General features: G+C 42.0%; 9 protein-coding genes. 1 reads left to right on the top strand and 8 read right to left on the bottom strand.

Annotated features, from left to right (window positions below; all coding sequences use genetic code 11):
• Nucleotides 1-10: 10 nt before the first annotated feature.
• Complete coding sequence (gene rsmH, locus P5Y91_RS06395) at nt 11-961, bottom strand: 16S rRNA (cytosine(1402)-N(4))-methyltransferase RsmH (RefSeq protein ID WP_049490974.1); 951 nt, start codon at nt 959-961, stop codon at nt 11-13.
• A 150-nt stretch (nt 962-1,111) separates the two neighbouring features.
• Here rsmH and P5Y91_RS06390 point away from each other — a divergent pair, with 150 nt between their 5' ends.
• Nucleotides 1,112-1,291 (top strand): hypothetical protein, encoded by a 180-nt coding sequence (locus P5Y91_RS06390; protein ID WP_003014929.1) that lies wholly within the window; start codon nt 1,112-1,114, stop codon nt 1,289-1,291.
• A gap of 105 nt (nt 1,292-1,396) precedes the next feature.
• On the opposite strand, the gene P5Y91_RS06385 is transcribed toward P5Y91_RS06390, so the two are convergent.
• From P5Y91_RS06385 to P5Y91_RS06355, 7 genes are all read right to left on the bottom strand, one after another.
• Complete coding sequence (locus P5Y91_RS06385) at nt 1,397-2,779, bottom strand: amino acid permease (RefSeq protein WP_277839168.1); 1,383 nt, start codon at nt 2,777-2,779, stop codon at nt 1,397-1,399.
• 163 nt (nt 2,780-2,942) lie between these two features.
• Entirely contained in the window at nt 2,943-3,200 is a 258-nt protein-coding gene (locus tag P5Y91_RS06380; protein ID WP_003012632.1) for a DUF896 family protein, read from the bottom strand.
• 33 nt (nt 3,201-3,233) lie between these two features.
• Nucleotides 3,234-5,270 (bottom strand): glycine--tRNA ligase subunit beta, encoded by a 2,037-nt coding sequence (glyS, locus tag P5Y91_RS06375; protein ID WP_049504220.1) that lies wholly within the window; start codon nt 5,268-5,270, stop codon nt 3,234-3,236.
• A gap of 282 nt (nt 5,271-5,552) precedes the next feature.
• Nucleotides 5,553-6,470 carry a glycine--tRNA ligase subunit alpha gene (gene glyQ / locus P5Y91_RS06370; RefSeq protein ID WP_002886077.1) on the bottom strand — a complete coding sequence of 306 codons (918 nt, stop codon included), beginning with the start codon at nt 6,468-6,470 and terminating at the stop codon, nt 5,553-5,555.
• A gap of 511 nt (nt 6,471-6,981) precedes the next feature.
• Nucleotides 6,982-11,400: a S8 family serine peptidase gene (locus P5Y91_RS06365; protein ID WP_277839167.1), complete on the bottom strand. Its 4,419-nt coding sequence runs from the start codon at nt 11,398-11,400 to the stop codon at nt 6,982-6,984.
• A gap of 269 nt (nt 11,401-11,669) precedes the next feature.
• A complete protein-coding gene (locus P5Y91_RS06360) occupies nt 11,670-12,512 on the bottom strand; it encodes an aldo/keto reductase (RefSeq protein ID WP_049522809.1) in 843 nt (280 codons plus the stop codon).
• Nucleotides 12,509-12,727: a hypothetical protein gene (locus P5Y91_RS06355; protein WP_003018530.1), complete on the bottom strand. Its 219-nt coding sequence runs from the start codon at nt 12,725-12,727 to the stop codon at nt 12,509-12,511. The genes P5Y91_RS06360 and P5Y91_RS06355 overlap by 4 nt, the downstream gene beginning before the upstream one ends.
• Nucleotides 12,728-12,810: the final 83 nt, after the last annotated feature.

Here is a 12,810-nt window from a genome sequence, read left to right as displayed (position 1 = left end):
TCAATTCCTCTTACTTGTGTATTTTTCGAGCAACCCGTAGTTTTGCTGAATGGGATCGATTATTATCCTCAAGCTCTTCTTCACTTGGTAAAATAGGTTTCCGGTTGACCAACTCCATCTTTGGTTTCAAATCATCTGGAATAAAGGGAAGTCCCTTTGGAACCTCAACCGTCGAAGCTTCTTTAAACAATTGTTTGGTCAATCGATCCTCTAACGAATGAAAGGTAATCACAGAAATACGACCATCGAGGGCCAACAAATCCATGGCTTGCTGAATCGATTCATCTGCAGCTCCCAGTTCATCATTGACTTCGATACGAATGGCTTGGAAAATCTGTTTAGCAGGATGGCCCTTTTTCTTGAGCTCCTTAGCTGGTTTAGCAGATTTAATAATCTCTGCTAATTCAGTCGTTGTTTCAATCGGTTTAATTGCTCGTGCTTGCTCAATTTTCCGCGCAATTTGCTTGGAAAATTTGTCCTCTCCATATTTGAAAAAAATACGGACTAGATCATGGTAATCGTAGCTATTTACAACCTCATAGGCTGTCAAGGAAGCTTCTTGATTCATCCGCATGTCTAACGGCGCATCTTTCTTATAAGAAAATCCGCGTTCCCGTTCATCTAACTGAGGACTAGAGACACCTAGGTCATAACAGATCCCATCAATTTCAGTCACACCCAATTCGTTTAGACGTTCCTTCAAATGACGAAAGTTATCCTTAATGAAGGTCACCATGCCTTTCTCAATGAAAGGTGCCAATCGAATCTTAGCATTCTCAATCGCATGCTGATCTTGGTCAAAGGCATAAAGATGGCCCGATTCATTTAATTTTGTTAACAAATATTCGCTGTGGCCTGCCCCACCCAATGTGGCGTCTACATAGATCCCATCTGGCTTAACATCCAGCATATCGATCGTTTCATGAAGCAAAACCGTTACATGATGAAATTCTTTACTCATATCTTTACTATTTTACCACAAATGGGACCAAGATGCACTCCTAAAAGAAAATTCACTAACTAACCCTATCGGACCTTTTCAGATCCTACAAAATACCTAGAAAGGCTTGATTTTATTTGTTTCCTCTAGGATTTATGATACAATACTCTTATGAAAATAAGAAAACAGATTCTCATCCCACTTTTATTGGTCGATGCTATCGCTCTCTACTTTTTTCTAACCACTATTGAGGCTTGGATTTTTTGGCTTGCTGCCCTGATCCTAGTCGGCTCACTTTGGTGGCTCAAAAAAGCCATTCAAGGACAAAAAACAGAGATGGAAGAAAAATAATTTCTTCCACCTCTGTTTTTCTTTTATTCCCTCCAAGTAATTCCTTAAAAGAAAGCAAACTAGCTCTGAAATAATAAAAACTCACCGTTTGGTGAGTTTTGTTGTTTATTTATTATGTTTCCAATTGCTGTAAATTCCAAAAAGAATGATCCATATGGTTGCTCCAATCGCTCCAATGTATGTTGATTCTTGCAAGAAGAGACAAACGAATACAAAGAGGAAGAAAACAATGGTCAATGGATTCAACACTTTATAGGCTGGCATGACAAAACCATCTGGCATAAATTCTTTCGATTTACGGTACTTAAGATGGGCAAGCATAGTCAAAATGTAAATAGCAATGTAGACACCAGAAGAAGATGCCGTAATCAAGGCAAAGGCATCTGAGACACCTGGCAAGACATTGATAAAGGCAGAAACAGCAACCACAATCGCAGAAAAAATAATCGCCCGACTTGGAATCCCCATACGAGATAAGCTATTCAGTTTCAAACGATTCATCACTTTACTGTTTGGCGTCTCTTTTGCAATCTGGTACAAGTGACGCCCTGTTGAATAGAGGGTGGAATTCAAGGAAGATGCAGCAGCTGTCAGTACAACAAAATTAATCAATCCTGCTGCCCACTTGATTCCTACCATCTGAAAGACCGTTACAAATGGTGATTTATTGACGGGAAGCTGTTGCCAAGGGAAAATAGCCATAATCGCCAACAAAGCCCCTACATAAAAGATTACAATTCGGATTGGAATTTCTTTAATGGCTTTTGGTAATACTTGGCGGGGATTTGCTGTTTCAGAAGTAGTAATTCCAACAAACTCGATCGCTTGATAAGCAAAGAAGACCATTTGGAAGGCCATGACGAACTTGACCCAACCATTTGGAAACATTTGAAAACCATTGGTAATATTGGTTAAGCTAGCGTGTCCAGCAGGTGTTTCAAAATTCGTCGTCACCATAAAGATCCCTGTTGCGATCAAGGCTAAAATCGTGACAATCTTGATCATTCCAAACCAGAATTCAACCTCTCCAAACACCTTCACAGCGATCAAGTTTACACAACTTAAGAGCGCTAAAAAGATAATTTGAATCTGCCAGGCTGGCCAATTTGGAAACCAAAGCTGGACATAGTTGGAAACAGCGGTGATCTCTGCCATTCCCAAAAATACCAAGGAGACCCAATAGGACCATCCTGAAAAATAACCCCAACCTTTTCCTATATACTTGGTGATAAAGTTGATAAAGGTGTGTTGATCAGGGTCCATATAGAGCATTTCTCCGATTGCCCGCATCATCAAGTACATGAATGCGCCAGTCAGCATATAGACTAAAATAATAGAGGGCCCTGTCAAAGAAAGGGAACGACCGGCTCCAAGAAAGAGTCCTGTCCCGATGGTTCCTGCAATAGCGATCAGCTGAACATGCCGATTTTGCAGACCACGAACCATCCCATTTTCGGTTTCTTCACCAGGATGATGTTTTTTTGACATATAATTACTCCAATTCTTTTTCTGTACATTTTCAGAAAAGTATACTTCAAATTTTCATACAATCTACTATACCATGTTTTTAAAAATTGGTCAATCCAGTCCAGAATATTCTGAATTTTATAGATTAAAAAGAGTGCTGGAGTCTCTTCCAGCACTCTTTTGCTTATGAATTAGGGTCATCGAGACTACGGCCATGCAAACCTTTTTCACGTTGCACTTGGCGTAGTTTCTCAGGTGTTACATCGTTACCTTCTTCATCCACAATTTTGATCCCTTCGATGTGGTGACGAACCGAACGACGATAACCTTCAATGTATTCTTCACGAAGTTTTGCTTGTTCCACTGCTTCTTCAGGAGTCAAACCTTCTGTTTTTTTCTTTTTAGCAAGCTCATTGATACGAGCGATTTTTTCAGGTGTCATAATAAAACCTACTTTCTACCTGTCATCAGGTACTTATTTTGTGTTCAATTGGTTGAAGGCTGCAACAGCGTTAGCTTTCGCTACAAGGCCTGCAAGAAGGGCCAAACGGTTGTTTTTAACCGCCTCATCTTCTGCCATCACCATGGTATTATCAAAGAAAGCATCGATGACTGGGCTAAGAGCAAAGAGTTGAGCCAATTTGTCGCTAGCTGAACCAGTCAATTCAAGATCTTCAATTGCTTTAGCAAGGGCTTTTTCTTGATCGTTTTCAAAGAGACTGGCATCGACTGCTACTGAAGCATCTGCTTTTTCTGCCAAGTTAAAGGCACGAGAGAGGGACTCAACAGCCGCCTTATAACCATCGGTCTTCGCAGCTTCTGAAAGAGCTTCAGCTGCTTCCAGCATATCAGCCACGACAAAGTTTGAACCAGCAAGAACAGCGTCTTTGATATCTTTTGGTGTGCGTCCCATCATCTTGTCCACACGCGCCTTGATGAAGTTGAGCACTTCTGCTTGATTGTCATAGGAAAGGCTATCAAATGAAAGTCCGTAAAGGCTGTCAATCAACTCATCCATAGGGATATGCCAACCAAAAGCATCCAAGATTCGAACAATTCCTTGTGTTGCACGACGAAGCGCATAAGGGTCGTTGGAACCTGATGGAATCAAGCCAACTGAGAAGAAGGAAAGGAGGGTATCCAATTTATCTGCAAGGGCAAGAATGGCACCAACCTTAGTCTCTGGAAGGACTCCGTCTGCTGAATCAGGAAGGTAGTGCTCACGGATAGCTGTCGCAACCGCAGCATCTTCACCAGCGAGGAGGGCGTATTTTTCACCCATGATTCCTTGCAATTCATCGAACTCTCCGACCATACCCGTCAAGAGGTCAAATTTGTAGATTTCAGCTGCACGAGCAACGGCTGCTCTTTCTTCAGCAGTCAAACCAGCTTGCTCAGCTAGTGACGCTGCAATAACACCCGCACGCGCCATGTGTTCTGAAAGAGAACCAATTTTTTCATGGAAGGTCACGTTCGCCAATTTAGCAACGAGGTCTTCAATCTTAAGTTTTTGGTCTTCACGCCAGAAGAATTCACCATCTTCAAGACGCGCCACCAAGACTTTTTCATTTCCTCGGATAACATTTTCCAAGTGCTCAGCGTTCCCATTACGGACGGAGATGAAGTTTGGTTTCAGCTTACCATCAAGGTCGCGTACAACAAAGTACCGTTGGTGTGTTTCCATTGAGGTCACCAAGACTTCTTCTGGAACGTCCAAATATTTAGTGTCAAAACTTCCCATAAAGGCAGTTGGGTATTCGACCAAGTTCAAGACTTCATTCAAAAGTCCTTCTTCGATTTGGACTTGAACACCTTGTTCTGCTTCGATGGCTTTAATTTGCTCACGAATCATGTTTTCACGTTCTTTGCTATCCGCAATCACGTAAACCGTGCGAAGGTCTTCTTCATACGAATCCGCATTGGTAATTTCTACTTCATGTCCAAGGAAACGGTGCCCACGACTCACACGACCCGACTTAATATCCAAGAAATCAAGGTCGAGTGCTTCGTCGCCCAAAAGAACGATCAAGGTGTGAACTGGGCGAATGTATTCAAAGGTGTTGTTAGCCCAGTGCATGCTAACAGGGAAGGTCAATGAAGCAAGCACCTCTGGAAGGCCAGCCAAGACTTCTTTAGCTGGTTTTCCAGCTTCGTGCTTCGTAACATAAACGTACTCTTCACCCTTGACTTCACGGAATTCGATATCATCAACCGTCAAGCCTTTCCCACGGACGAATCCTTGAGCCGCTTTTGAGAAGTTTCCATCTGCATCCAAGGCGATTTTCTTAGAAGGTCCTTTAAAATCTTCGGTCAAATCAGATTGTTGATCTGCTAAACCAATCACACGGATAGCCAAACGGCGTGGTGTTGAGAAGGTTTGAATGCTTTCGTATGAAAGTCGGTTGTCATCCAAGAAGGCTGCCATTTTCTCACCGAGTTGTTTTTCACTTGGTGTGACAACGTAGGCTGGCAACTCTTCAAGTCCAAGTTCTACTAATAAGTTTTTTGTCATGTTTTTTCCTTTACAAAATTCTTCTTTTTGATAGGCACCTTAGGTACCGGGGACGTCGCTAACTAACTTTGTGAGGCTGTAGGGAAATCTTCTGTCTCTTTGACATCGATTTCCAACAGTCTCATCAAAGTGGATTTAGCCAACTGATTTTTGAACCTAACGTTTCAAAAATCCCCATCAAGCAGTACGGCGGTGCCTATCCCTTTAGCAAGTCTCCGACTTGCCTCTGGGTAGCCGTACGGGCTCACTTTGTTTGCCCATTTTCCATTCTTGTAACTCTTTTTATTCTTCCTCTTCTGCTAGGAGTTTGGCGCGTGTGGCTTCGTCGAGAAGTGGGTAACCAAGTTTCTTGCGTTCTGCGACGAAGGTTTTGGCTACGACACGGGCCAAGTTACGGATGCGGGCAATGTAGCCGGCACGTTCTGTAACGGATACAGCTCCACGAGCATCAAGCAAGTTGAAGGTGTGTGAACATTTCAAAACGTAGTCATAGGCGGGGTGAACAAGACCCAATTCCAAAGCACGTCCTGCTTCTTTTTCAAATTTTTCGAAGTTTTCAAGAAGCATATCTTGGTCAGAAACTTCAAAACTGTATTTTGAGTGTTCGTATTCTGGTTGAAGGAAGATTTCTCCGTATTTAACGCCTGGGGCCCACTCAATATCGTAAACAGAATCTACTTCTTGGATGTAAGAAGCCAGACGTTCCAAACCATAAGTGACCTCAGAAGTAACCGGACCAGTTGCCAATCCACCAACTTGTTGGAAGTAGGTGAACTGAGTGATTTCCATACCGTCAAGCCAAACTTCCCAACCAAGACCAGCCGAACCAGTTGATGGGTTTTCCCAGTTATCTTCAACGAAACGAATATCGTGTTCCAAAGGATTGATCCCCAATTTTTCCAATGACTCAAGGTAGAGTTCTTGGATGTTTGATGGTGATGGTTTCATGACCACTTGGAATTGGTGGTGTTGGTAAAGACGGTTTGGGTTTTCCCCGTAACGACCGTCCGCTGGACGACGAGATGGCTCTACATAAGCCGCATTCCATGGCTCAGGACCAATGGCACGGAGGAAAGTATATGGACTCATTGTTCCCGCACCTTTTTCATTATCATAAGCCTGCATGAGCATACAACCCTGGTCATTCCAGTATTGTTGCAAAGTCAAAATAATTTCTTGAAATGTTAATTTCTTAGACATTAAATACTCCTTGATTTAAATGATTTCTTGCGACACGAGTCTGCCTCGTCGATCATACGAGGCAAGACGAGTTAGTACTGCGTTTAGCTCAGGCACCCTAGTGCTGAGCGTGGGGCAGTCCGACTGTATGGAGGTCTCTGCCACTAACGCAGTGAAAGGTTAGTTTTTTAGACATTGCATACTCCTTTTTCATAAAGTTTCTTGTGACTCAGGATACAAAAAGAACCGCGTCTTCGCTCCTAAGTCTGTGACCTAGGGGCGTCAGAAACGCGGTTCCACCCTAATTTATTACTTCATTTTATCTTACTTTACTCAGCTTTTTACTGAGAGAAAGCGCCACTTGCTTACTTTGCTCTACTTGGCTCTCACTATCCCAAGCTCGCTAGAAAAACGCCATAAGCCCTTCTTTCTTGACTAGTATTATAGCAGATTTTTAGTGACTTGTAAATTAAAATCCGCATGAAACAATCGTTTCATACGGATTTTAGGCTAACAAACAATGTTGTTTTTCTTATGGACGTCTTGCAGCTTTTGGTTTTTTACCATGAAGTTTTTTCTTGGCATTCTTCAAGGCTGTCAAAGCATCTTTCACATCTTGTTGGCTTGCTCCTGGATTTGAAAGGATAGTTTGTGCATCCTTGAAGGCTACTAGGTAAGCTTCTTTTTCTTCATTTCCAGCATAGATGAATTTAGCATTCTTTTCTTGGAACTTCAATTCTTCCTTGATGTATTTTTCAAGACTTGAAAAATCAGTTGCTTTCCCGTTTAATTTTCCTTCTGCACGGCTAAGCTCAGCAAGTGCTTGATTGATTTGTTCTTGTTTCACAGTTGGATCAACTGCAAGCAAGGCAACTGTTTGGAAAGCACGATCGTAGTCGCGACGTACTTTTTCTTTGGCATTGGCATAACGACCAGTTTTAGTCGTAGCATCGTAAGCCTGCATGGCTTCTTTCAAGGCCGCAACGTTTGAATCTTTCCCATCCAAAGCTTGGCTGGCAGCTTCAAGACTAGCTAGAGCTTGGTTGACTTGCTCTTGACTAACCTTGTTGGTCAAGGCTGCTTGGGCAGCTTGCAAGGCTTGATCATAGGCTTCCTTCTTATCTGCACTGGCATTGAAGTATTGCGCTGTCTTTGTAACATCTGCTTGGTTGTTCAAAGCAGCCAAGAGATCCACTTTTGAGATCACTCCAATACGATAATTATTGTTGCGTCCTGCGACAACTGAGATCACTGGTACTTTCTCAGCTAGTTCATATCCTGTAGGAAGAGTTGCAACCAAGGTATATTGACCAGTTGCTACAGATTTACCAAAGCCATTTTTACCATATTTTTCAGCAGGCAAGACAAAGTTTTCACCATCTGCCCCTTTTAATACGATCGTAGCTGCTTTTGAAACCGGTTGATCAAAGCGAATGCTGACAGGTGCATATTCCAAGGTGTTGGCAAGGAATGTGATCGTTTGGAAACTATTCTCTTCTGTCAAATCGAACTCTTGCGTCAAGCTGCTGACAAATTTCACTTCGGTACGATCATACGTAAAGATTTCTGCAGTATAATGACCAAAGTTCAAGAAGTTAATATCTTTTGTCTTATCAACTGATACGTATTGGCCATTGCTATCTTTGATTCGGTAAACATACATAGTATCCAAATCTTTGTTCGTTTTAACGTCACGAACTGCAATTTGAACCCGACCACTATTTTGATCCCGAACTAAATCTGCTAGTGAAACATAGTCTACGTTCCCCGCAAAGTCTTCTACATAGTAGTAGATATTCTTCTTATCGATGTTTTCAGGAAGATCGAAGCTACCATCTGCATTGGCCTTGATCACATGGTAATTTTCAAGCGCACGTGTACCATTCTTATCTTCACTGGTTTGGACCATTGTCCCCTGATCATCGAATGGAGTCACGTAGACGAGTTTTTCAGTTAAGATACCACCTTCGCCAACATCTTTGGCTTTACGTGCTACAAACTGTTGAGCCCCATCTTTAAAGCGAATATATCCAGATGTGATCACTGGTTTTTGAGTATCGACCCGAACCTTGAAGGTCGTTGATTGCTCTTCAGCTCCAGGAACCATTGGTGTGTAACGAATGACATAATCATATAGACCATCTGCTACTGCTTTCCCATTTGCATCGGTACCATTCCAAGCAGTATTATCTAGTGTGTAGCTGCGTGGGTTCTTTTGGTCTCCGTTGAAGAAGTTCTTACGATGGTCAGATGGAGTTCCTTCCCACAATGGATTTTTATGTTCCGTATCACTTGCTGCATAAACAGTTGCACGAAGGTTTTCAATGTTTCTAAGGGCAACTGTCTTGTATTCAACGAGGTCTTTATTCCCATCTTCATTTGGCGAAATAGCGATGCGAACATTTCCATTTTCATCTAATTGAAGAGAATGTGTACCTTCCGCATTTTCTTCAATACCAAGAACTGTCATCCGACGACCATCTCGTTTTCCTTGTGTGAGGAGAAGATCATTTTGAAGGGTAACAAGCGCAGAAACATTGGCACTAGAGGAGATATTCAAATCTTTTGGAACATGATAGTAGAAGCCATCTTTTCCTTCGCGAACCAAATCATAGATTGGTTTTTCAACAGCTGGAAGGTTTTGGAATTCTCCCTTGAATCCCATAAACGGCAAGCTGACCACATCCCCATCATCTGCCGGATCTACAAAGCGAACAAATCCTTCAAGGAAATAGCCGTTCGGCATTTCTTTGCTCAACTCTTCTGTGAATTTACTTGTATCGACTTTCACTGTAACCGTTTCAGAGCTATGAGCTTTCACAGTTACTTCAGGCCAGGCTGTTTCAGTCAATTTACGTGGACGAAGGGTAAATTTACCATCTTTTACTTCATCTGTGTCTGTATTGACCAACATTTTCAAGGTACGATCGGTATCTGAAATATTGTGGACTGTGACATCAAAGGTAAAGCTATCTCCAACATTACCAAGAGTGACGCTTGGATAGTTGTTTTCACCAGTCACATACAAGTCTGTTGAAACGGCTGCGGCTGTATCGACAACCCCTGCACCTTGTTGACGTGGAGAAGTATAGACACCAGTTTCTTTGTCAACATGTGGTTTAGCTGTAGACATAATCAAGGCTTTCACAGTTACAGAAACTTGTTCTGGAGTCAATTCTGGATGGTTCTTCACAAGGTATTCTTTAACCAAGGCTGCCACACCTGCTACGTGAGGAGAGGCCATACTTGTACCACTCATATCCCCGTAGGTATTGTCATTTAAAGAAGAAAAGATATTCCCACCAGGTGCTGTGACATCTGGTTTCAACTGACCATCGGTTGTCACTCCCCAGCTTGAGAAATCAGACAATTGGTCTGCTTCTGGAGATGGACGGTTAGCCATGGTATCGTTAAAGACAACTTTGTAAGATCCAGCTTTAAGAGCTTCCCCATAGCGTTTTGAAATGAAGACAGATGGAATTTTCTTAGCATCTCCATCAATTGCCATTCCAAGATTAGATCCTTCCACATTATTGTAGACCAAAGCTCCTGCTGCACCATGATGGAAGGCATTGGCAATCTTTTCTGAGAATGGAATTTCCCCACGTTGGATTAAGGCCAATTTACCGGTAAGGTCTAGATCTTTAAAATCATCTTCTTTCCCAAGACCAACTGATACATATTCGTACTCTTTGCCTTTTTCAAAATCAGCATCTGCAGCAGATTTACTGTAATCAAATTTTCCGTTATCCGCTTCTGCATTGCCTTCCAAACCTTTGACTTCAAAAACTTCTGTTGTAATGATGTTGTTATTGATAGAAGCAACAGAGATAGAGTCCTCTACCGTTGATGGATTTCCAACCAAACCGTAATCTGGATTTTCTGCTGCTGGTCTAGAATAACCATTCCCAAAAGTATTGCTATTTCCTGCAGAGATTAGGACAGATACCCCTTTAGCACGCGCTCGTTTAATGGCATCCACAATATCTGAATCAGCATTGACCATAGAACCAGTAGTAGATCCAAGACTCATATTGATGGTATCTGCACCAAGGGCTACAGCATCATCAATTGCTTTTACATAAAGGGCAGAACCCGTTGTTTTTTGACGATCTGAAAAGACACGCATAAACATAACTTGCGCTTCTGGTGCTACACCATAGATCTTTTCACCGTTCCCTGCTTCTTTATCAGGATTCCCTGTTGCAATCCCAGTAACGTGCATCCCATGGGAATCTCTTTCAGCCTCTTTGATATTGTCGGTCCCATCAAAGTAGTCATAAGCGTAGACAACCTTGTCGTTGTACCATTTACCATAATCAATTCCTGCCGCTTTCTTAGCAGCTTCGATTTCTTCTTGGTTTTTAAACTTAGCTTTTGAAGGATCGGTAATCCGAAGAACCTCGTGGTTCACATCCAAGCCAGAGTCGATGACGGCGACAACCATCCCTTCCCCTTTATAACCTTGCTTCCAGGTTTGGGGAACAGTAATAATTTCGTCACTTTCGATGCTTTGAGGTTTTTCAGCTGCCTCATGGCGATTCGTTGTTTCTGAACTTGTCGCAGTAGCCACTGCTGTTGCTTTTTCTACAGGTTTTTCCGCTACTTCCGGTTTTGTTTCTGGAACAGTAGCTGCCTCTTTCGGAGCTTCTGTTTTTTCAACAAGAGCTACTTCTGTTGCATTCGTTGTCTTTTCAGCAACTGTTGCTTCTTTTGCAACTTCTACTTTCTCACTAGCAACTGCTGTATTTGCTTCTGTTGCTTGTGAATGCTCTTCTTCAGCAGGTGCCTGTTGAGTAGTGGCTACAAGCTGTGTTCCAGCACTTGTTTGGCTGGCTGCTTGTTCTTCAGCACTCGCTTGTGCAGATCCAAATACCAAAACAGCCCCTAATAAAACTGAGGCTACACCAAATTTGTATTTTCTTAATGAAAAACGTTCTTGTCTATTCATAGAAACTCCCCTTTTATTTTAATAGTAACTATTATAACGCAAAATTGTCTGAAAATTCATTCAAAAAACAAAATGTAACACAAATGTAACATTCACGAATGTTACTAACTATTAATTTATTTTCGTTCGGAAAAATGTAAATTAGTATGGGAAGGTATTATAGAACATCTGTTTTTGTTGGAGTTTTAAAATTATTTAATCATTGAAAGGATTTTAAAAACCGAGAACGAAACTGTCCTCGGTTTTCATTAATGAATAGAAATTCTCTCTTAAAAATCTTTGGTGTCCGGATCTGGTGCACCTGCTTCAACCGGAAGATGGCGAAGGAGTTCCATATCATCTGCCGTCAATTCAAAATCAAAGCAATTTAAATTACTCGCAATCCGCTCAGGTGTAACCGATTTTGGCAGTGGAAGGAACCCTTCTTGCAAACTCCAAGCCAGGGCTAGTTGAGCAACCGTCTTTCCATATTTAGTAGCCATTTCTTTTACTTGTTCATTTCGGAACAATTCTCCTTGGCCAAAAGGTCCCCAAGCCTCTAGTAAAATGCCATGCTTACGACTTGCTGCAATGGCTTCACTTTGGTACACCCCAGGTGCTAGACGAATTTGGTTCACAGCCGGAATGACCCGAGCTGTTTCAAGGAGGGCTTCCAAATGATGAGGCAGAAAATTGCTAATACCAATAGCCCGAACCTTGCCAGAAGCTAGCATATCTTCCATTGCTCGCCAAACCTCAGCATTTCGTTGTTTCCAAGCATCATTTTCTCGAAGGGGTTTTGGATTTGGCCAATGAATCAAATAAAGATCCACATAGTCCAAGCCTAGTTTCTCAAGAGACTCTTCCAAAGCAGCTTGAGCGTCTTCATAGGTGTGATGAGTATTCCAAAGTTTGGTGGTAATAAACAGGTCTTCGCGCGCAAGACCACTGTCTTTAATGGCCCGACCCACACTCTCTTCATTCTGATAAATCGCAGCTGTATCGATATGGCGATAACCTGCTTTTAAAGCAGCTAAGACAGCTTGATAGGCTTCTTCTCCATTCGCTGCTTTCCACGTCCCAAATCCCAATACAGGAATCTCCACCCCATTATTTAAACGATAATGATTCATTTCTTCTTTCCTTTCTTCGACTTCGGTTTCTTAGGCCCTCGAAGCTTGAGCTCTGGCTTAAAAATATTCTTCTTGGTTGGCTCCATCTTCTTGCTATAAAAACTATAGAGTAAAAATGCCCCACCAACGATCACAATAAAGATATTTTTTCTTACAATCCCATAGAGCAAGAAAAAAATCCCCATCAATAAAAAACGTATATCAATTGCCTTCATAAGCTACCTCACATTTCAATTCCCATTATAGCATGAAAAGACAGCATTCACAAAATTGCACTACCATTGGTAAACAAAAACCT

Origin of the sequence: Streptococcus taoyuanensis (assembly GCF_029589235.1) — a bacterium.
GTDB lineage: Bacteria > Bacillota > Bacilli > Lactobacillales > Streptococcaceae > Streptococcus > Streptococcus taoyuanensis.
Note: the sequence above shows the minus strand (reverse complement) of the source record. Positions and strands in the feature narration are given on the sequence as shown.